Annotated in this window: 17 protein-coding genes; 6 read left to right on the forward strand and 11 right to left on the reverse strand. The window is 65.9% G+C overall.

Going from position 1 to position 20,025, the window contains the following annotated elements; genetic code table 11:
• Positions 1-170 precede the first annotated feature (170 nt).
• Positions 171-1,757 carry a gamma-glutamyltransferase gene (ggt, locus tag E4K64_RS27580; protein WP_135166294.1) on the reverse strand — a complete coding sequence of 529 codons (1,587 nt, stop codon included), beginning with the start codon at positions 1,755-1,757 and terminating at the stop codon, positions 171-173.
• A gap of 196 nt (positions 1,758-1,953) precedes the next feature.
• Here ggt and trhO point away from each other — a divergent pair, with 196 nt between their 5' ends.
• A complete protein-coding gene (gene trhO, locus E4K64_RS27585) occupies positions 1,954-2,721 on the forward strand; it encodes an oxygen-dependent tRNA uridine(34) hydroxylase TrhO (protein WP_135166295.1) in 768 nt (255 codons plus the stop codon).
• Entirely contained in the window at positions 2,711-2,929 is a 219-nt protein-coding gene (locus tag E4K64_RS27590) for a SlyX family protein (protein WP_135166296.1), read from the forward strand. Before trhO ends, E4K64_RS27590 begins: the two co-directional genes overlap by 11 nt.
• 5 nt (positions 2,930-2,934) lie before the next feature.
• On the opposite strand, the gene E4K64_RS27595 is transcribed toward E4K64_RS27590, so the two are convergent.
• Positions 2,935-4,839 carry a diguanylate cyclase gene (locus tag E4K64_RS27595; RefSeq protein ID WP_135166297.1) on the reverse strand — a complete coding sequence of 635 codons (1,905 nt, stop codon included), beginning with the start codon at positions 4,837-4,839 and terminating at the stop codon, positions 2,935-2,937.
• Between the two features lie 175 nt (positions 4,840-5,014).
• The gene (locus tag E4K64_RS27600; RefSeq protein WP_135166298.1) at positions 5,015-5,230 is read right to left on the reverse strand and encodes a hypothetical protein; all 216 of its coding nucleotides are present in this window, start codon (positions 5,228-5,230) and stop codon (positions 5,015-5,017) included.
• Positions 5,231-5,337: 107 nt separating this feature from the next.
• Between E4K64_RS27600 and hemE the strand changes: the two genes are divergently transcribed.
• Positions 5,338-6,372, forward strand: coding sequence for a uroporphyrinogen decarboxylase (gene hemE / locus E4K64_RS27605; RefSeq protein ID WP_135166299.1), 1,035 nt, complete (start codon positions 5,338-5,340; stop codon positions 6,370-6,372).
• A gap of 256 nt (positions 6,373-6,628) precedes the next feature.
• Here the strand turns inward: hemE and hemC are convergent, their stop codons facing one another.
• Genes hemC through E4K64_RS27620 form a run of 3 tightly spaced genes read right to left on the reverse strand, consistent with a single transcriptional unit; the run spans position 6,629 to position 9,902 of the window.
• A complete protein-coding gene (hemC, locus tag E4K64_RS27610; protein ID WP_135166300.1) occupies positions 6,629-7,609 on the reverse strand; it encodes a hydroxymethylbilane synthase in 981 nt (326 codons plus the stop codon).
• Between the two features lie 24 nt (positions 7,610-7,633).
• Positions 7,634-9,259 carry a GMC family oxidoreductase gene (locus tag E4K64_RS27615; RefSeq protein WP_135166301.1) on the reverse strand — a complete coding sequence of 542 codons (1,626 nt, stop codon included), beginning with the start codon at positions 9,257-9,259 and terminating at the stop codon, positions 7,634-7,636.
• Positions 9,260-9,311: 52 nt separating this feature from the next.
• The gene (locus E4K64_RS27620) at positions 9,312-9,902 is read right to left on the reverse strand and encodes a TetR/AcrR family transcriptional regulator (RefSeq protein ID WP_135166302.1); all 591 of its coding nucleotides are present in this window, start codon (positions 9,900-9,902) and stop codon (positions 9,312-9,314) included.
• 99 nt (positions 9,903-10,001) lie between these two features.
• On the opposite strand from E4K64_RS27620, the gene E4K64_RS27625 reads away from it, so the two are divergent.
• Entirely contained in the window at positions 10,002-10,367 is a 366-nt protein-coding gene (locus E4K64_RS27625; RefSeq protein WP_135166303.1) for a nuclear transport factor 2 family protein, read from the forward strand.
• A 19-nt stretch (positions 10,368-10,386) separates the two neighbouring features.
• On the opposite strand, the gene E4K64_RS27630 is transcribed toward E4K64_RS27625, so the two are convergent.
• The gene (locus E4K64_RS27630; protein WP_135166304.1) at positions 10,387-11,286 is read right to left on the reverse strand and encodes a hypothetical protein; all 900 of its coding nucleotides are present in this window, start codon (positions 11,284-11,286) and stop codon (positions 10,387-10,389) included.
• 480 nt (positions 11,287-11,766) lie between these two features.
• Between E4K64_RS27630 and E4K64_RS27635 the strand changes: the two genes are divergently transcribed.
• Positions 11,767-13,728: a putative bifunctional diguanylate cyclase/phosphodiesterase gene (locus E4K64_RS27635; protein ID WP_135166305.1), complete on the forward strand. Its 1,962-nt coding sequence runs from the start codon at positions 11,767-11,769 to the stop codon at positions 13,726-13,728.
• A 202-nt stretch (positions 13,729-13,930) separates the two neighbouring features.
• On the opposite strand, the gene E4K64_RS27640 is transcribed toward E4K64_RS27635, so the two are convergent.
• From E4K64_RS27640 to pgm, 4 genes are all read right to left on the reverse strand, one after another.
• A complete protein-coding gene (locus E4K64_RS27640) occupies positions 13,931-14,911 on the reverse strand; it encodes a PDR/VanB family oxidoreductase (protein WP_135166306.1) in 981 nt (326 codons plus the stop codon).
• Positions 14,912-14,922: 11 nt separating this feature from the next.
• Positions 14,923-15,675 (reverse strand): GntR family transcriptional regulator, encoded by a 753-nt coding sequence (locus E4K64_RS27645; protein ID WP_126260543.1) that lies wholly within the window; start codon positions 15,673-15,675, stop codon positions 14,923-14,925.
• A 3-nt stretch (positions 15,676-15,678) separates the two neighbouring features.
• Positions 15,679-16,728, reverse strand: a complete 1,050-nt coding sequence (locus tag E4K64_RS27650; RefSeq protein WP_135166307.1) for an aromatic ring-hydroxylating dioxygenase subunit alpha — start codon at positions 16,726-16,728, stop codon at positions 15,679-15,681.
• A gap of 271 nt (positions 16,729-16,999) precedes the next feature.
• Complete coding sequence (gene pgm / locus E4K64_RS27655; protein ID WP_135166308.1) at positions 17,000-18,646, reverse strand: phosphoglucomutase (alpha-D-glucose-1,6-bisphosphate-dependent); 1,647 nt, start codon at positions 18,644-18,646, stop codon at positions 17,000-17,002.
• A gap of 220 nt (positions 18,647-18,866) precedes the next feature.
• On the opposite strand from pgm, the gene E4K64_RS27660 reads away from it, so the two are divergent.
• Positions 18,867-20,003 (forward strand): alpha/beta hydrolase family protein, encoded by a 1,137-nt coding sequence (locus E4K64_RS27660; RefSeq protein WP_135166309.1) that lies wholly within the window; start codon positions 18,867-18,869, stop codon positions 20,001-20,003.
• The last annotated feature ends 22 nt before the right edge of the window (positions 20,004-20,025 follow it).

Raw genomic sequence — 20,025 nt, forward strand, 5'->3', positions numbered from 1 at the left:
ACATCGACGCCTCCGCCGCTGATCTCTCAAAGCAGCGCACGCCTGCACCGCTCATCGCCCCTTAACCTGAAGCAATGAGCTCCGTTCCGAACGGGAAAGGGCGATGCGGCAAATGCCGCATCGCCCTTCGTCAACTTTTCCTGATGTCGCGCGGGGAACTCGCGCTGCGATCAATAACCCAGCGCGCAGCCGTCCTTACGCGGATCGGAACCGCCGGTGAGCGTGCCCTTGTCCCAGTCGATCCAGATCGCTTGCGCGCCGCCGAGCGGACCGACCACGCTGGTGGTCTTGTGGCCGAGCTTCTTCAGGCCCTCGACGATTGCGGCCGGCACGCTGTCCTCGAGCTGATACTGGCCCTCGTAGTGCAGGCCGCGCGGCATGTCGATCGCCTCCTGCACGTCGCAGCCATAGTCGAGGATGTTGGTCAAGACATGGGTCTGGCCGGTCGGCTGATACTGTCCGCCCATCACGGCGAACGGCATCACGGAGCGTCCGCCCTTGGTGAGCAGGCCCGGCATGATCGTGTGCAGCGGGCGCTTGCCGCCTTCGATGCAGTTGGGATGGCCCGGCTGGATGCGGAAACCGCCGGCGCGGTTCTGGAACAACACGCCGGTCTTGTTCGAGACGATCGCCGAGCCGAAGGAATGCGCGACCGAGTTGATGAACGAGCAGACGTTGCGGTCCTTGTCCACGACCGTGATGTAGATGGTCGAGGGGTTCATCGGCGGCGCGACATTCGGCAGGTCGAGCATGCCGTCCATGCGGATCTTGCTGATGTGCTCGTCGGCAAAGCCCTTCTCGAGCATCTCGGCGACGTTGATCTTCATGTGCTCGGGAGAGGCGACATGCATCTCGCGGTTCATGTAGGCGATGCGGGCGGCTTCCGCCTCGAGATGGAAACGCTCGACGCTGACGGGCGCGTACTTGGTCAGGTCGAAGCGCGACAGGATGTTGAGCATCAGGAGCGCGGTGACGCCCGGGCCGTTCGGCGGGCACTGCCAGAAATCATAGCCCTTGTACATGATGCCGATCGGCGTCGTCGTCTCGGTGGTGTGCGCGGCGAAATCGTCGAGCGTGTGCAGGCCGCCGATTGCCCTGAGGGTCTCGACCATGTCTTCCGCGATCGGGCCCTTGTAGAAGGCGTCGCGGCCGTCCTTGGCGATCGCCCGCAGGGTCTTGCCGAGCTCCACCTGGCGGATGACGTCGCCGACCACCGGCGGCTTGCCGCCCGGCAACAGGTAGCGAACGGTGTTGGTGCCGGCCTTCAGCTTCTCGAACTGGTTCTTCCAGTCGAAGGCGATGCGGGGCGCGACCACGTAGCCCTCCTCGGCCGCCTTGATCGCGGGCTGGAGCAGCCGGTCGAAGCCGAACTTGCCGTGATCGCGCAAGACGGTGGCGAAGGCATCGACCACGCCGGGGATCGAGACCGCATGGGCCGAGGTCAGCGGCACGGAGTGGATCTTGCGTTCGAGATACCAGTCGGCATTCGCCGCCTTCGGCGCGCGGCCGGAGCCGTTATAGGCGATGATCTTGCCTTCGCCGCGCGGCTGGACCAGCGCGAAACAGTCGCCGCCGATACCGGTCGATTGCGGCTCGATCACGCCAAGCACGGCCGAGCCCGCCACGGCCGCGTCCACCGCGGTGCCGCCCTCGCGCAGCACCTCGATCGCCGCGAGCGAGGCCTGCGGATGCGAGGTCGCAACCATCGCGTTGGTGGCGTGGACCGTGGACCTGCCGGGGAAATGGAAGTTTCTCATCGAATTTCTTGCTCTCTTGGCCGTGGGCGCAGGTGGCGCGCCATCTCGGAAAACCGGGTCTACATGGCACATTCCCGCGGCCCTCGGCAATGCTGGCATGCCAGCGAAATGGCTGCCATCCGCTGGACGTATAGAGCTTCGAGGCCGGCAGCCATGTGGGTTTTCCGAGCGGCGGACGCCTGCTAAACGAGCCGCCATGTCTGATCCGCATTCGGTCACCAAGGTCGCCGCCTTCTACCAATTCGCCGCCCTCCCGGATTACCGCGAGCTGCGCGAGCCCCTGCGCGCGTTCTGCGCCGGCCTGAAGCTGAAGGGCAGCGTGCTGCTGGCGCGGGAGGGCATCAACGGCACGCTCGCCGGCGCGCCGGACGCGATCGACGCCCTCGCCCATGAGCTGGCGCACGGCGACATGTTCGACGGCAGGCTCGACAATCTCGAATTGAAATTCTCGACCGCCGGGGCGATGCCGTTCGGGCGGCTCAAGGTGCGGCTGAAGAAGGAGATCGTCACCCTTGGCGATGCGGCCGCCGATCCGACCCGCCAGGTCGGCACCTATGTCGATGCGAGCGAATGGAACGCGCTGATCTGCGCGCCCGACACGCTGCTGCTCGACACCCGCAACGCCTTCGAGGTGGCGATGGGAACGTTCGAGGGCGCGATCGACCCCGGCATCAGAAGCTTCGGCCAGTTCAAGGATTTTGCCGCCGAGCGGCTCGATCCGGCAAAGCATCGCAGGATCGCGATGTTCTGCACCGGCGGCATCCGCTGCGAAAAGGCGAGCGCGCATCTGCTCGCGCGCGGCTTCGCCGAGGTCTATCACCTCAAGGGCGGCATCCTCAGATATCTGGAAGAGGTGCCGGAGGCGCAGAGCCGCTGGCGCGGCGAATGCTTCGTGTTCGACGAGCGCGTCGCGCTCGGCCACGGTCTGCGCGAACGGAATAAGGACGCAACGCGTGACGAATGAGATCAGGACGCTGAGCGAGCGCATCGACACGCTGGAGACGCGGCTCGCCTATCAGGACGACACGATCGAGACGCTGAACCAGACCATCACCGCGCAGTGGAAGCAGATCGACGTGCTGACGCGGAAGATCGCGGAGCTCGGCCAGCGGCTGCAGGAGGCCGAGGCCAATGCGCCTGGACCTGCCAACGAGCCTCCGCCGCATTATTGAGCCGTCTACTGGCCGGACGCCCTGGGCATCAGATTCATGAGCTCGCCGGACATCATCAGGCGGTTGCGGCCTGCGTCCTTGGCGGCGTAGAGCGCGCGGTCGGCCGCTTCGACCAGCGAGCTCACGCCCGCCGTGCGCTCCAGCGCGGGCCGGCAGGTCGCGCCGCCGACCGAGGCGGTGACGCATCCGGCGGCCTTATTGCTGCCATGAACAAGGCCGGCCTCGCGAATGGCCTTGAGGATCCGTTCGCCGAACTGGGCGCAGCCGGCGGCATCGGTGCTCGGCAGCAGCATGGCGAACTCCTCGCCGCCATAGCGCGCCGCCAGATCGCCGGCGCGCTGCGTCTCGGCCGCGATGATCTGCGCGACCAGGCGCAGGCAGGCATCGCCCGCGGGGTGGCCGTATTCGTCGTTATAGGCCTTGAAGTGATCGACATCGATCATCAGCAAAGCGAGGCTGGAGCGGTCGCGATAGGCGCGCGCCCATTCCTCCTTCAGCCGCTCGTCGAAGCGGCGGCGATTGGCAAGGCCGGTGAGGCTGTCCTCGATCGCCAGCGTCTCGAGCCTGGTTTCCAGCTTCTTGTGCTCGGAGATGTCGCGGGAGATCGCGACCACGCCGTCAACGCGGCCATTGTCCTTGCGCGTCACCCGCATGGTCGATTCCAGCCAGACTTCGCCGTTCTGCCGGTGCGAGTTGCGGTAGGTGAGGCGCGCCTCCTCCCGCTCGCCACGCTTCATGGCGTCGACGATGGCCTGGACCGCCGGCAGATCCTCCGGATTGATGCCCGCCAGTGCCGGCGTGCCGATCAATTGATTGGGGCGCCATCCGACGACGCGCACGGACGAGGGCGAGACATAGCGCAGGCGCTCGTCGAGCCCGATGCGGGTCACCATGTCGCTGGAGCCTTCGGCGAGCAGGCGGAAATGCGCTTCCTTCTCGACCAGCGCTGCGGCCATGCGCTGGCCGCGCTGCAGCTGCCGCACCAGCACGGCGCCGATGACCGCGATCAGCATCACCAGCGCGACGACGTAGAGCATGCGGGAGATTGCCGCGGCACGCCAGGGTGCGAGCAACTCGTCCTTGTCGACGGTCGCAAGCAGAAGCAGCGGGAAGCGGCTGCTGCGCTTGAAGAAGCTGACGCGCTCGGCACCGTCCAGCGGCGACTTGAAATGATAGGCGCCGCTCGGCCGTTGCAGGCTGGCGTCGCGGAACAACGGCGTGTCGGAAACGCTGCGTCCGACAAACGCCTCGTTGCTGGGATTGCGCGCGATCATCAGGCCGTCGCCATGCGTGAGCGACACCGAGCTGTTGCGGCCGATCTCGAACTGCTCGTAGAAATGCGAGAGATACCTTGAGCTGATGGTCGCGAGCACCACGCCGCCGAAGCTGCCGTCCGGCTTGTTGAAGCGGCGCGACAGCGTGACCACCCATTCTCCGTCCAAGAGGCTCTTTACGGGACGGCCGACATGGGGCTCTCGCTTCGGAGAGAGCTGATGATAGCGGAAGAACGCATCATCGCTGAGCGTTGACCCGATCGTACCGGGCGAGGTCAGCCAGTTGCCCTGATCGTCGATGATGGCGAGGCTGTGAATGCGCTCGATTGCCTTCTTGCGCGCTTCCAACAGGGTGCGCAGCTTCGCGATCGTGACCGGTGCGGTGCCGTCCATCTCGAGCCGGCTGACGACGCCGACAACGCCGGAATCCAGGAGATCGAGGCTGTCCTCGGCATGCTGGGTCAGCGACCGGGCGACGTTCGCCATTTCGGCTTCGGCCTCCCTGAGCACCGCCTCCCGCGCGGCCCATTCACGCCAGCCGCTGACGCCAAGGATGGCCACGCAGGTCAGCGCGACGAAAGCCGCCGCACGCAACGGCAGGTAGCTCCATCCGGTTCGTTGGGTCGCAAGGCTCATGCGGCAGAATTCTCCGATGTTTCGGAACCTCTGCCGCTTCTATTAGTGAACTCTGAAATCGCTACGAAAATACGCGGCGATCTGCCCGTTTCCCGGTAGTCTTACGGACGCCGCAATCAGCGCATCGCTAACAACATATTAGCGAGCCTATCGGAATCCGGCGTGCCTCCGCCCGCTAGCTGAAGATCGCCTTGACCTTGTCCCAGAGTGAGGGACTGTCGGCCTCAGCATCGGCCTTCGAGGGCGTCGGCTGCGCCGCGCTCACGGGATCGGACGCGGGGAAGGTGTCCTTCAGCCCGGCGTCGAGCTTGGATTGCTGATCGGCGGCCAGCGCCTCATGCAGATCGTCGGCATGCTTGTCGTGCGGCGCGGGATTGAATGTCTCAGCCATGATGTCCTCCGTCGGCTGGGTCAACGCGGCCCTGTTGCGCTGGTTCCCCTGTTCCGCTGAGGGCCGAGGCGGTGTATCAGGGGCGATAACCCCGTTCAGGACCGTTCGTGCCCCAATCTGCAAAAAAGCCCTTCATCGACGTGCTCTCCGGCCAGCGCCAGAGCGTCCCGCCCATGTGGATGATGCGGCAGGCCGGCCGCTATCTGCCGGAATATCGCGAGGTGCGTGCCAAGGCCGGCGGCTTCCTTGACCTCTGCTTCAACCCGGAGCTTGCGGCCGAGGTGACGCTGCAGCCGATTCGACGGTTCGGTTTCGACGCCGCGATCATCTTCTCGGACATTCTCGTCATCCCCTACGCGCTCGGGCGCTCGGTGCGGTTCGAGGTCGGCGAAGGCCCGCGGCTGGATCCGCTGGATGATCCCGCCAAGGTCGCAACGCTGGCGCCGCGCGCCGATTTCGGCAAGCTCCAGCCGGTGTTCGATGCGCTCAGGCTCGTGCGCGGCGCGCTGGACCCGAAGGTCGCCCTGATCGGCTTCTGCGGCGCGCCGTGGACGGTCGCGACCTACATGGTCGCCGGCCAGGGCACACCCGACCAGGCGCCCGCACGGATGATGGCCTATCGGCATCCGGAGGCGTTCGCGAAAATCATCGACGTGCTGGTCGAGAATTCGGTTCAATATCTGCTGGCGCAGCTCGAAGCCGGCGCCAGTGCCTTGCAGATCTTCGACACCTGGGCGGGTGTGCTGCCGCCGGCCGAATTCGCGCGCTGGTCGGTCGAGCCGACGCGGCGCATCGTCGAGGGCGTGCGGGCCAAGGTGCCGGATGCCAAGATCATCGGCTTTCCCCGCGGCGCCGGCGCGCTGCTGCCCGCTTATGTCGAGGCGACCGGCGTCAATGCGGTCAGCATCGACTGGACTGCGGAGCCGGCCTTCATCCGCGAACGCGTGCAGAGCAAGGTCGCCGTGCAGGGCAATCTCGATCCGCTGGTGTTGATCGCGGGCGGCGCCGCGCTCGACCGCGCGGTCGACAACGTGCTGGCCAATTTTGCGCAAGGGCGCCTGATCTTCAATCTCGGCCACGGCATCCAACCGGAAACGCCGATCGCCCATGTCGAGCAGATGATCAAGCGCGTGCGGGGATGATCGGCGAGCAGTCTCTCCGCATCGTCATGCCCGGGCTCGCCCCGGCCATCCACGCCTTGCCACGCTGCACGAAGAACGTGGATGCCCGGGACGAGCCCGGGCATGACGACCTGTTGTGGTCGGCTCAAACATAAAAACGCGAAAACAACCCCATGCACAGTAGACAAGTCATTGATAAAGCTGGGCCGGCATGACGCGGCGCAGACGCGCATTTGACGCGTCGGGCAAAACAGGCGCGGTGCTTTCGCATTGAGGCTCAGCGCGGTCGGCTGCGCTCGATGATCTCGCCGGCGCCCTTGATCAGCAGATCCAGACCAACCGCACGGCCGAGCTCGCGCGGGCGATCGGCGGGGCCTTCGCGCGAAGCCTCGATGATGGTGTTGCCGGAGAGGTCGAGCACGGATGCGGTGAGCGACATCCGATCGCCCGCGATGGTCGAGAAGCCCGCCACCGGCGAATTGCAGTGACCGTTCAGCACCCACAGCACCTCGCGCTCGGCATCGGCAGCGGCGTGCGCGGCGGGATCGTCGATCGACGACAGGATTTTTCGCGTTTGCCAGTCCTGCGCCGCGCATTCGACGGCGACGATGCCTTGCCCCGCCGCGGGCAGCATTTCGGCCGCGGTGAACTCATAGGCGATGCGATGAGACAGGCCGACGCGGTCAAGGCCGGAGCGTGCCATGATCAGCGCGTCCGCCGGCCCCACCTCGCCACCATCGGGCAGACGCTGCTTCGTCTTGTTATCGAGCTTGCGCACGCGCGTGTCGGCCGCACCGCGAAAATGAATGATATCGGCCTCCGGAAAGAGCCGGCGCGCATAGGCTGCGCGCCGCACGGCATTGGTGCCGATCTTGAAACCTCGGCCGCGCGCTTGCCGGAACGCCTCCAGCGTCACGCCCTCGCGCAGCACCAGCGCATCGCCGGGCGGATCGCGCGACAAGGTGGCGCCGATGACGAGGCCGGGCGTATCTTCGTTGCCCGGCATGTCCTTCAGCGAATGCATCGCCGCCTGGAGCTCGCCGGACCGCACGGCGGCCCGGATCTGCGCCACGAAGGCGCCGCCCTTGCCGCCATGCGGCAATAGCTTGCTGGTCTGGTCGAGATCGCCCGTGGTGTCGAACTTGACGATCTCGACGTCGAGACCGGGCACGGCGGCGGTCAGGCGGCGCGCGATCTCTTCCGTCTGTGCCAGCGCCATCGCGCTCTTGCGGGTACCGATCTTCAGTCGCGTAACCAAGCCGTTGTCCTTTCGAGCCGCGAATTAACGCGCATCCTCCAATATCATGTCGGAGGCCTTTTCGGCGATCATGATGATCGGCGCATTGGTGTTCCCCGACACGAGGTCCGGCATGATCGAGCCGTCGACGATGCGGATGCCTTCGAGCCCTCTCACCTTCAGCCGCTGATCGACCACCGCGAGCGGGTCGTTGCCCATACGACAGGTCGAGGTCGGATGGTAGATGGTGCTGCCGCGCTCGCGGCAATAATCCAATATTTCGGCATCCGTAGATACCTTCGCCCCGGGATCGTATTCACTGACCACGAACGGCTTCAGCGCCGGCGCGTTCAGGATCTTGCGCAAAATCTTGATGCCTTCGACGTTGGTGGTGCGGTCGGTCTCGGTCGACATGTAGTTGATGCGGATTTCCGGCGGCACGGTCGGGTCCGCGCTCTTGATGCGCAGGGAACCTCGACTCTCGGGGCGAAGCTGGCATACCGACGCCGTAAAGCCGGAGAAGTCGTGCAGCTTCTCGCCCATCTTGTCGGTCGAGAACGGCAGGAAATGCACCTGGATGTCGGGCGAGGCGAGCCGCGGGCTGGTCTTGAAGAACGCACCCGCGGTGCCGGCCGCAATCGTCAGCCATCCCTTCCGGAACAGCGCATAGCGCGCGCCGGCCATGGTGCGGCGAAGCGGATGATTGATGGTATCGTTGAGCGTGATCTTCTGCGAGCAGCGCATCACGATGCGGACCTGCATGTGGTCCTGGAGGTCGTGACCGACGCCCGGCGCATCAAGCACGACATCGATGCCGTGCTGGCGCAGGAGATCGGCGGGACCGACGCCGGAGAGCTGGAGCAGCTGCGGCGAGTTGTAGGCGCCGCTCGACAGCACGATCTCTCTTCGCGCGCGGGCCCGGCGGATTTGCGCGCCTTGCCGATATTCGACGCCGACGGCGCGGCGGCCCTCGAACAGCACGCGCTGGCCGAGCGCGCCAGTTTCGATCTTGAGATTGCTGCGCGCCTTGGCCGGGCCGAGATAGGCCACCGAGGTCGAGGCGCGGCGGCCGTTGCGCGTCGTGGTCTGGAACAGCCCGACCCCCTCCTGCGTGGCACCGTTGAAATCAGGGTTGTAAGGTAGACCGCTCTCGACCGCGGCGTCGATGAAGGCCTTTGACAGCGGGTCGGTGACGACCATGTTGGAGACCGGCAGCGGTCCGCCCGTGCCGTGATATTGATCGGCGCCGCGCGACTGGTTCTCGGCCTTCTTGAAATAGGGCAGCACGTCGTCATAGCCCCAGCCGGTATTGCCGAGCTGGCGCCAGCGATCGTAATCCTCGTGCTGGCCGCGGACATAAAGCAGGCCGTTGATCGAGCTCGAGCCGCCCAACGTCTTGCCGCGCGGCTGGAACACCTGGCGGCCCTTCAGCTCGGGCTCCGGCTCGGTCTGGTACATCCAGTTGACGCTCTTCTCCTTGAACAGCTTGCCGTAGCCCAGCGGCACATGGATCCAGATGTTGGAATCCCTTGGCCCGGCCTCGAGCAGCAGCACGGTGTGCTGACCGTTCGCCGACAGCCTGTTGGCCAGCACGCAGCCGGCCGAGCCTGCGCCGACGATGATGTAATCGAATTCGGGATCGGACGGCATAAGGGCGGAGTTTGCGTTCATGCGCTGCTGTTCTTCTTGTTGGAGCGGGCGTTCCGGTTCGTCACTAGCACGATCATGCCCTGGCACGCAGCGCCTCGATCAGCGACTTGAACGCACGGGCATATTCCGCGCCGGCCCTTGCGATATCGGCGCGCCCGGCGCAGGCGACGGCGGCCTCGGTCACCGCGCCAAGCAGCAGCCGCGCCAAGGGCTCGACCGGCTGCCGCGCGATCAGGCCCGCGTCCATCGCCGCCGACAGTGCGCGCGGCAGCTTGCCGCCAAAATGCCTCGCGTCGATCTCGCGCCAGCGTTCCCAGCCGAGTACGGCCGGGCCGTCGCGCAGGATGATCTGGCCGGTCGGACCCTTCGCGGTCGCGGCAAAGTAATGCTGGGTGCCGGCGACCATCGCGGCGAGCACGTCCTTCTCCGCGCGCGCGGCCCCATCGATCTCCACGACGAGGTCGCGCGAGACCTGGTCGAACACGGCCTCGAACACCGCCTCCTTGGTCTTGAAGTGATGATAGACCGCGCCCTTGGCGATGCGGGCCGCCTCCGCGATCTCGTCCATGGTGGTGGCGGCAAAGCCTTGCGTCCCGAACAGGCGGCGCGCCGCCGTCAGGATCGCTTCCGATGTCGCCGCCCGCCGCTCCGCCTGTTTCGCCATGGCTCTCGTCTAATCCAATCATCTGCCGGCCGCCAGTTGACTTTTCGACCGTCGGTCGGTATTTACCGACTAACAGTCGGTTTATCCTTGAGGTGCATCATGCCGAGCCGTGAGATCGTCGAAGCTTTCGCAAAGAGGCTGGAGGATGGCGACTTCGTCGGAGCGATCCTCGACTACTACACGCCGGATGCCGCGACCTACGAGAATCTCGCCGCGCCGGTGGTCGGGCGCGACAAGCTCGCGGACAAGGAGCGTGGCGTGCTGGCGGCGTTCAAGACAGTCACTGCCGTGCGCATCGGCCCAAGCCTGATCGATGGCGACATTGTCGCCAGCCGTTGGAAATTCTCCTTCACCAACACTGAGGGCGTGACGCGGACGCTGGAGGAGATCGCCTGGCAGACCTGGCGAGGCAATGAGATCATCGAGGAGCGCTTCTTCTACGATCCCAAGCAGCTCGGACGCTGAGTGCTTCCGCGGATGGCCGTCATCGGTACAGCATAACCACGGCCATGCCGATCAGAGGCGCAAGAAACCAGACGGCCTGCCGCGCAGAGCCGTTGATCGACCACCGTCCATAGACGATGGTGCTGCCGTTCCGGGATGACGACTCGGGTTGATCCCGGAATGCTTTCCATCGCGCCTCGGCAGGCCCGAGAAAATCTTCCGGCTTGGCCATCATGTCGGCGCTGTTAAGCACCACCTGCATCATCTCGCCTTTCGGCTGGAACATGGCTTCAGACCCTGGTGGCGCGAAGAAGCTGCGCTTCGGAGCGATATGCTGCTCATAGAAGTCCTGACCGACCGTGACGGCCGCAGCATATGGACTGACGAACGGCACCCCCGAGATGCCGGGAACGCCAAGATGGCCCACCCCGCGCACCTCATGCCAGGGAATGAAGAGACCCTTGAGCCAGGGCCTGTGAAACCGGATGCCCGCGGCAGACATGGAGACCACCGCCCGATCCGCGTAGAAGTGCCGGTAAGTCGAAAACGCGATCCATCCCAAACCCAGATAGAGCAACATCCAGCCGAAGACATTCAGCGATGGATTCACCAGGTGGCTCCAATAGAGACTGCCCGCGGCGCCGACGTAGCTGGAGCGGCCGCTTGGCCCGCCGACCAACACGCTGATCACACCGATCACGCCGGAGACGATGATCAGGACAAGGACGCCGATCAACAATTCCAGAAGCAATGGCAGCCCTGACCGTCCAATCAGGGTCGTCAGTGCATAGCCTGCGAACGCCAGACCCAGGAGAGCCAGATAGACAGCGGCCAAGGCCGCTCCGCTCTGGCCGCGGCTGTCGGCGTGAAGCGCGATCGCAAGGCCGGCGACGCAAGCCCACATCGCCCAGGGAAGGCGATCCATCCGCCATTTGTCCATCGTGTATTCGACCGTTGCCGAAACATCGGCTGAAGGCTGCTCATGGACAGGCCCTTAGGAGCGCAAACGTATCCGTTGCCGACGCGGCGCACGCGTGGCCTGGTCGGTCCACGAAACCTATCACGCAAACGAGGAAAACGTCTCGATGCGGCCGGGGGTGCGGCAAAAAGCCGATCGAGGGGCGACTCTATGACGAACCGCACGCGCACCGGGGTGAGGCGATCCTTCCAGGGACGATTTTGATTCCTCCACAGACCACGGCGTACGGAGGCCCCGCTTTCGCGGAACGTGCCAGCGGAGTTGAACGCCAGCATTGCTCAGCCATCTCGCATTTGTATCGATTTTGTTATCGATACTCCCGCATGAACACGCAGAAGTGGTCGCGCCGGACCCCGCAGCCAGGGATAATTCATAGTTCGTCAAAGGTTTGCGGCGAATTCTCCGCACTGAGCCGGACCAACGGCGCATGCAGGCTCTGGAATGCGGACTCAACTGACCACCTATTTCGCGCGGCTGTTTGCCGGCGATCTGTCGGCGTTCGGCGGTCCCGTGACGGACGAAGCCGTGGCCGGTCATATCCGCGCCGAGCAGATGGCGCTGGTGCTCGGCTATTCGGTCGGCATCATGCTCGGCAATGCCTGCAACGCCATCGTGCTCGCCATCGCGCTTTGGCAGTCGCCGGACCGCAGCTCCGCCCTGGTCTGGGCCGCCGCTGTGGCCAGCGCGGCGATCGCGTTCGGCCTGCAATCCCGCGCCGCGCGCCGTATCACCAAGCCGCAATTCGTCTCGCGCCGCGCCATGCACCGGCTGGTGCGAAATGCCTTCGTCCTCGGCGCCGCCTGGGGCATCGTCCCCGTCGCCTTCTTTGCCGACGCCTCGGCCGGCGGCCAGCTCGTCATCACCTGCCTGTGCTCGGGCATGCTGGCCGGCGGCGCGCTCGCCTTCGCCACCATCCCGATAGCAGCCATCGCCTTCACGGCCCCGATCTTCGTCGGGATCGCCATCTGCCTCGGCAGGAACGGCGATCTGGCCTTTGTCCTGATCGCCTTCCTCGTCGTGGTCTACGGCAGCGTGCTGTTGCGCGGCGTGTTCGTCAATTCGTTCTCGTTCGCGCGGCGCGTCACGCGGCAGATCGAGGCAGAGCGCACGGTGCGGCTGGATCCCCTGACCCGCCTGCCCAACCGCGTCGCCTTTAACGAGACGCTCGAGGCTGCGCTCAAGCGACTGGCGCTGTCCGGCGAGGAATTTGCAGTGCTCCTGCTCGATCTCGATCGTTTCAAGGAGGTCAACGACAAGTTCGGCCATCCCGCCGGCGACGAATTCCTGGTCCAGGTCGCAAGCCGCCTGCAACGCTGCACACGCGCCGCCGAGCATGTCGCACGCATCGGCGGCGACGAGTTCGCGCTGGTGATGGCCAATCTGGCGCGCCCGGAAGACGCCCTCGAGATCGCCGAGCGCTTCGTCGCGGCCTTCGACGAGCCGTTCCGCATCGAGGGCCGCCAGATCGTGGGCGCCACCAGCGTCGGCATCGTGCTGGCGCCACGCGACGGCAGTGCGCCGCTCGACATCATGAAGAATGCCGATACAGCGCTCTACCGCGCCAAGAAGGCGGGCCCCGGCACGATCCGCTTCTTCGAGGCCAACGACGACAAGGTGTCACGCGATCGCAAGGCGCTGCAATCGGACCTCGAGGGCGCGATCGCGCGAAACGAGCTGTTCCTCGTGTTCCAGCCGTTCCTCGACCTCGATCAAAGCCGGATCACCGGCTTCGAGGCGCTGCTGCGCTGGCAACATCCCGAGCGCGGACTGATACCGCCGAGCGAATTCATCCCGATCGCGGAGGAGACCGGGCTGATCCACGAGATCGGCGAGTGGGTCATCCGCCGCGCCTGCGCGACGGTCGCCAAATGGCCTGACGAGATCAGGGTCGCCGTGAACTTCTCCGCGGCACAGTTTCACAACGCCGGCATCCTCCAGATCATCGTGCAGGCGCTCCGCGAGGCGAAGATCGCCCCGCACCGGCTCGAGATCGAGATCACGGAATCGATGCTGCTGTCGAAATACGGCTTGGCCGAGCCGGTCCTGAACGCGCTGCTGCAGCTCGGCGTCACCGTGGCGCTGGACGATTTCGGGACGGGGTTCTCCTCCCTCACCTATCTGCGCAAGCTGCCGTTCAGCCGTATCAAGGTCGACCAGTCCTTCATCCGCGACATGCTGGTGCAGCGCGACTGCGCGGCAATCGTGAAATCGGTGATCGGCCTTGCGCGCGACCTCGACATCGGCGTGGTCGCCGAAGGCGTCGAGACCGCCGACCAGCTGGAATATCTCACGCAGATCGGCTGCGACGAGATTCAGGGCTACCTGATCAGCCGCCCGGTGTCGGCGGACGGCGTGCTGGCGCTGCTCGAGAGGGGTAAGCTTCGGGCGACCTTCGCGGCGTAGGTGAATTATGTGGCCCGTGTGCAGCAAGGCGGGAGGTGCGCTCCCTCCCCCGCTTGCGGGGGAGGGTTGGGGAGAGGGTGCCTCCAGAGTGGGGCTCCCCCAGAGGAGAGAGCCCTCACCCGCGCCTTCGGCGCGACCTCTCCCGCAAGCGGGAGAGGCTAGGAGCCCGCGGCGCCGTCCATTTCTTGCAACAAGCTCTCGCTCAAACCGCGTCCGCCCGTAGCAGCGTGTCCACGGTGATGGTCCCTCGCGCGCGGGAGACGCAGGCGCAGATCTTCTGGTTGCTCTCTTTCTGATGGTCGCTGAAGAAGACGTCGCGATGGTCGATCTCGCCGTCGACCTCGACCACGTCGATGGCGCAGAGGCCGCATTCGCCGCGCTTGCAGTCGTACATCACGTCGTGGCCGCTGGCGTTGAGCACGTCCAGCATCGAACGCTCGCGCGGGATTTCCAGCTCGACATTCGAGCCCTTCAAGCGCACACGGAACGCCTCGGTCGGGAGCGTGCCGCTGGAGCCGAAGGTCTCGTAGCGCAGGTCGGGCAGCGGATGGCCGGCGCCGATCCAGGCATGGCGCGCGGCATCGAGCAGCCGCATCGGGCCGCAGAACAGGGCCAGCGTTGCTTGCGGCAATGAGGCGAACAGCGCGTCGAGATCGAGCCGCCTGCCTTCGTCGCTCGCATGAACGACGAGGCGATCACCAAGCATCGCGGCGAGCTCGTCGAGATAGGCGGCCTCGCGGCGCGAGCGCACCGCATAGTGCAGTCTGACGTCGACCCCGCGGCGCGCCAGCGCCTGCGCCGCGCCGAGGATCGGGGTGATGCCGATGCCGCCGGCGATCAGGCAATAGTTCTGCCGCGTCCAGTCCACGGCGAGCAGCGAGGCGGGTTGCGTGATGTCGAGCCGCGCGCCCGGCTGCAACGACCACATGTAGCGGGAGCCGCCGCGGGAATCCTCGGCGCGGCGCACCGCAATTCTGAATCCATGCGACGAGGCCTCGCCGACCAGCGAATAGGACCGCGTCTCCGGCTGGCCGTCAATGGTGACGCTGACATTGATGTGGCTGCCGACCGGATAGGCCGTGACGTCGAGCTGATCCGGCCTGATCAGGAATTCGCGGATGCCGGGCGCAAGGTCGCGGGTCGAGACGAGCGTTGCAGGAATCCAGGTTTCGATGAAGCGCATGGTGACTGCCCTCAATCGGTTGCGGTCTTGATCAGCGCGAGCGCCGGCAAGAGGTCGAGATGGGTCCGGTTGCGCAGCGCGAGCCGCAGGTTTCGCACCGCGAGCCGCGCATGCTCGCGCATGACGGCCTCGGCGCGCGCGCCTTCGCGATTCTCGATGGCGTCGATCACGACGCGATGGTGCTCCTGCCCGATGATCAGGATCTGCTGCGCCTCAGGCAGCGCCGACTGCGCCATCACGAAGCCGCTGGGGGATGCGAACGGCAGCGCCGAGGCGCGGTCGATCTGGCGGATCAAGGGCGGGCTGCGCGACAATTCGGTGAGCAGCGCGTGGAAGCGCGCGTTCAGCGTGACATAGGACGAAAACGCTTCGATCGAGATCGGCACCTGGCGCAGCAATTCGTCGATCGCGGCCAGGCACTCCTTCAGCGGCTCGAGCTCGCGCGCGGAGACGCCGCGCTCGGCCGAGAAGCGCGCGGCGAGACCTTCGAGCGTGCCGCGCAGCTCGATGGAATCGGAGATGTCGCGTTCGGAGAACGCCTTCACCATGAAGCCGCCGGAGGGAATCGCCTCCAGGAGGCCCTCCTCTTCCAGCCGCACCAGCGCCATGCGCACCGGGGTGCGCGAGGCGCCGGTGGTCTCCACCGCCTGCAGCTCGGAGATGCGCTCGCCCGGACGCAAGGCGCCGGACAGGATCTGGTCGCGCAGCGCAAGCTGCGCCTTCACGGTCTGCGAAACGGAGCGGTCGACCTCGCGCTCGGCCATGACCTACTCCGCGGCCTGAAGGCGCTGCGGCGGGCTTTCCTTCGCCACCATCTTGTCGATCAGCTTGCGCGACCACATCGCGCCGGCGTCGATGTTGAGGTTGTAGAAGATGCGGTCCGGGTTCTCGTCCATGGCGCGCTGCTGCGCTTCGAGGATCAATTCGTCCTCGCGGAAGATGCCGGAGACGCCCTCGCGGATCTCGGACGTGATGCGCTGCTCACCGAGCTGGTAGTTGCGCACGAAGGCCCAGAAATAGTGGCAGGTCTTCTCGGTCTCCGGTGTGATGGTGTTGAGCACGAAGCCGTTGACGCCCTGCGAGCGGTCGCCTTCCGGCGCGCCGGTGCCGGCGGGCGCCACGCCGACGTCGATCGCGATGGTGCACGGCGCCTCGAAACGGATGATCTGCCAGCGGTCGACGAGGCCGGGCTTGCCGAGTTGCTTGGCCCAGAACGGCGGTGGCTCGATGTTCCGCATCCAGCGGGTCACCGTGACGGTCTTCTCGCCATGGGTGACGTCGAACGGCGCCTCGGCGACCGCCTCGTTGCCGATCGATGAGCCGTGCACGAAGGTCTCGTGGGTGAGATCCATCAGATTGTCGAGCACGAGGCGGTAGTCGCATTTGACGTGGATGGTTTTGCCGTCGCCGGCCCAGGCCGGATCGTGATTCCAGTGCATGTCGGGCACCAGCGCGGGATCGGCCAGCGCGGGATCGCCCATCCAGAGCCAGATGTAGCGGTGACGCTCGACCACGGGATAGGCGCGCACGCAGGCCGACGGGTTGATGGTCTCCTGCGAAGGCATGAAGGTGCAGCGCCCCTGCGCATTGTACTTCAGGCCGTGATAGCCGCAGACGACGGTGTCGCCTTCGAGCCGGCCCTTGGACAGCGGCACCAGGCGATGCCAGCAGGCGTCCTCCAGCGCGGCGACCGAGCCGTCGGCCTTGCGATACATCACGACATGCTTGCCGCAGATCGTCCGCGGCAACAGCGCCGGCTTCACCTCCGCATCCCAGGCAGCGGCGTACCAGGCGTTCATCGGGAAGGGCTTTGTCATTGGTCTCACTCCCACGGCTTATGTATGCGTTATGTATACATTAACGGAGGATGAGAATCGTTCAAGGGTAAAATGACCCTACCATAATACCAAAATTTAACATGATGTATACAGATAGCGATGTCGTTCCCCGCGAAAGCAGGAATCCAGTACGCCGCGGCGGTCATTGGTTCAGACAATTTCCATCGCGGCGTATTGTGCGGGCGATGACACCTTTTGGTAGGTGAGGCCGTACCTTGGTCGGAACGCGGCACGGCGTTTCGGCTGGGCCTTAACCCACGAACACCTTCGCCAGCCCCGCCTGTGCCTCCTCCTGAATCCGCTTCAAATGCTCGGGACTGCGGAAACTCTCGGCATAGATCTTGTAGACGTCCTCGGTGCCTGACGGTCGAGCCGCAAACCAGCCGAAATCGGTCTCGACCTTGATGCCACCGAAGGGCTGGCCGTTGCCGGGCGCCTTGCTCAAGGTGGCGCGGACGGGATCGCCGGCGAGGTCCTTGAGACCGAGCTGCTCGGGCGTGACGGACTTCAGGATGGTCTTCTGCGGCCCCGTCGCGGCGACGTCGATGCGGGCGTAATGCGGCACGCCGAACTCGGCGGTGAGGTCGCCGAACAGCTGGCTGGGATCGCGGCCGGTCTTGGCCATGATCTCGGCAGCGAGCAGGCCGAGGATGACGCCGTCCTTGTCGGTGCTCCACACCGTGCCGTCGCGGCGCAGGAACGAGGCGCCCGCACTCTCCTCGCCGCCGAAGCCGAAGCCGCCGGTGAGCAGGCCGTCGACGAACCATTTGAAGCCGACCGGCGTCTCGACCAGCTTGCGGCCGAGCTTCCTGGCGACGCGGTCGATGATCGAGCTCGACACCACGGTCTTGCCGATCGCGGCGTCCCTGCTCCAGTTCGGACGGTGCGCGAACAGGTAGGAGATCGCGGTGGCCAGATAATGGTTCGGATTCATCAGGCCGCCGGATCGGGTCACGATGCCGTGGCGGTCGGCATCGGTGTCGTTGGCAAAGGCGACGTCGAAGCGGTCGCGCATCCCGATCAGGCTCGCCATCGCGTAAGGAGAGGAGCAGTCCATGCGGATCTTGCCGTCCCAATCCACCGTCATGAAGCGGAAGGTTGGATCGATCGCCTCGTTCACCACGATGGCCTTCAGGCCGTAGCGCTCGATGATCGGATGCCAATAGTGCACGGCGGCGCCGCCGAGTGGGTCGATGCCGATCTTGATGCCGGCGGATTTGACGAGCTCGAGATCGACGACGTTGCCGAGATCGGCGACATAGGGTGTGATGAAGTCGGTGGCGCGGACGTTCGATGATTTCAGCGCCTTGGCATAGTCCATGCGCTTGACGCCCTTGAGAGCGTCGGCGAGATAGGCATTGGCGCGCTTCTCGACCACGCCCGTGACATCGGTATCGGCCGGGCCGCCATGCGGCGGATTGTATTTGTAGCCGCCATCGTCCGGCGGGTTGTGCGAGGGCGTAATGACGACGCCGTCGGCAAGGCCGCCGGTGCGGCCCTTGTTGTAGGTCAGGATCGCGTGCGAGATCACCGGCGTCGGCGTGTAGCCGCCGTCCTTGTCGATCATGACGTCGACGCCGTTGGCGGCGAACACCTCGACGGCGCTGACCAGCGCCGGCTCGGCCAGGGCGTGGGTGTCAATGCCGATGAAGAGCGGGCCGGTCAGCCCCTTTTCCTTTCGATAGTCGCAGATCGCCTGCGTGGTCGCGAGGATGTGGCCTTCGTTGAAAGTGTTCTTGAACGAGGTGCCGCGATGGCCGGAGGTGCCGAACGCCACGCGCTGCGCGGGATCGGAGGCATCGGGCTTGCCGGCGAAGTAGGCCGTCACCAGCCGCGGAATATTAGTGAGTGCGTCCGGCGAAGCCTGCTTGCCCGCCGCGGGATGAACATCAGCCACTGGAAGATCCTCGTTCTGTCGCAACAGAGATAGCGGAGCACCATAACCGGGCTCGCGCCGAGGGCACAACACGCGCGACGGGGCAGGCGTTCCCAGCGGCTTACCGGAGCCGGCATGAGCGGAGCGATATGCGGGACCGTCTGCCCCGGATGTCGCGTCGCTGATCCGCGCTACGGGATCGTGCTATGCTCCACGGCAACGAAGCCCGTCGAATCGTTCCATGGCTCTCCTGCGCAAGCTGCTTCTGCTGATCGCCGGCCTCGTCGCGGCGGTGGCGCCGGCGCGCGCCGCGGAGTTCTACACCGAGGACCTGCGCATCCCCATGGCCGAGGCGGGGCCGCAGGGGCTCGAGGCCTTTCTGGTCCGTCCGGCGGGAGCGAAGCGCTATCCGCTGGCGCTGCTGAGCCACGGCTCGCCGCGCAGCTTCGACGACCGCGCGACGATGTCCGCGCACAAATATTACGGCATCGCGCTGGAATATGCCCGGCGCGGCTTTGCGGCGCTGATCGTGATGCGGCGCGGCTACGGCACCTCGCCCGGCGGACGCGTCGACAGCGTCGGCGGTTGCGCGAAGGCCGCTTACTTGCCCGCAGCCACGGTCGCGGTTGCCGATCTGCGCGCCGCGATCGATGCGATGGCGCGCCGGGCTGATGTGACGACGTCGGGCATGATCGCGGCCGGCCATTCCGCCGGCGGGCTCGCAACCATCGCGCTCACCGCGCAGGCCCCGCCCGGTCTCGTCGCCGCGATCAACTTCGCCGGCGGCCGCGGCTCGCGCGACGACGACGACGTCTGCAATCCGAACGGGCTGGTGCAGGCTTTCACCGCCTTCGGCAAGACCTCGCGCGTGCCGACGCTCTGGGTCTATGCGGCGAACGATTCCTACTTCGGCCCCGAGCTCGCGCGCCGCCTCCATGACGGGTTTCGCGCCGGTGGCGGCAACGCGACATTCGTCGCGGCGCCGGCTTACGGCGACGACGGTCACTATCTCTATTCGGTGGCGGGCCGTCCGCAATGGACGCCCTATGTCGACGCCTTCCTGCGCGAGCGCGCCCTCGTTGGCCGCGACGTCCTGAGCCCGCCCGATTCCTTGCCGCCGCCGCGCCAGCTCAACGAGACCGCGCGGGCCGAGTTCGCGCGCTATCTCGCCAACATGCAGCCGCACAAGGCTTTCGCGGTGTCGCCGAACGGCGGCTACGGCTGGCGCGCGGGACGCAGCACGGCCGACGAGGCCCAGCGCGACTCGCTCGCCGCCTGCCTGAAATGGTCGCCTACCTGCACGCTCTATGCGATCGACGACCACTTGGCCGACCCGTCGCAGACGACCCCCACGGATCAGAGCGCCCGCGCGCGCTAGTCGCCGCGCGGGAGCCGGTTTG

This window comes from Bradyrhizobium frederickii (genome assembly GCF_004570865.1).
In the GTDB taxonomy this organism is placed as follows: Bacteria; Pseudomonadota; Alphaproteobacteria; order Rhizobiales; family Xanthobacteraceae; genus Bradyrhizobium; species Bradyrhizobium frederickii.

Bases quoted from the DNA above. Each gene is read 5' to 3' on its own strand.
- E4K64_RS27650 (WP_135166307.1), bottom strand. From the start codon at position 16,728: ATGACAAAGCCCTTCCCGATGAACGCCTGGTACGCCGCTGCCTGGGAT.
- E4K64_RS27595 (WP_135166297.1), bottom strand. From the start codon at position 4,839: ATGAGCCTTGCGACCCAACGAACCGGATGGAGCTACCTGCCGTTGCGT.
- E4K64_RS27620 (WP_135166302.1), bottom strand. From the start codon at position 9,902: ATGGCGAAACAGGCGGAGCGGCGGGCGGCGACATCGGAAGCGATCCTG.
- E4K64_RS27600 (WP_135166298.1), bottom strand. From the start codon at position 5,230: ATGGCTGAGACATTCAATCCCGCGCCGCACGACAAGCATGCCGACGAT.
- E4K64_RS27630 (WP_135166304.1), bottom strand. From the start codon at position 11,286: ATGGACAAATGGCGGATGGATCGCCTTCCCTGGGCGATGTGGGCTTGC.
- E4K64_RS27640 (WP_135166306.1), bottom strand. From the start codon at position 14,911: ATGCGCTTCATCGAAACCTGGATTCCTGCAACGCTCGTCTCGACCCGC.
- ggt (WP_135166294.1), bottom strand. From the start codon at position 1,757: ATGAGAAACTTCCATTTCCCCGGCAGGTCCACGGTCCACGCCACCAAC.
- trhO (WP_135166295.1), top strand. From the start codon at position 1,954: ATGTCTGATCCGCATTCGGTCACCAAGGTCGCCGCCTTCTACCAATTC.
- E4K64_RS27625 (WP_135166303.1), top strand. From the start codon at position 10,002: ATGCCGAGCCGTGAGATCGTCGAAGCTTTCGCAAAGAGGCTGGAGGAT.
- E4K64_RS27635 (WP_135166305.1), top strand. From the start codon at position 11,767: ATGCGGACTCAACTGACCACCTATTTCGCGCGGCTGTTTGCCGGCGAT.
- E4K64_RS27615 (WP_135166301.1), bottom strand. From the start codon at position 9,259: ATGAACGCAAACTCCGCCCTTATGCCGTCCGATCCCGAATTCGATTAC.
- E4K64_RS27660 (WP_135166309.1), top strand. From the start codon at position 18,867: ATGGCTCTCCTGCGCAAGCTGCTTCTGCTGATCGCCGGCCTCGTCGCG.
- E4K64_RS27645 (WP_126260543.1), bottom strand. From the start codon at position 15,675: ATGGCCGAGCGCGAGGTCGACCGCTCCGTTTCGCAGACCGTGAAGGCG.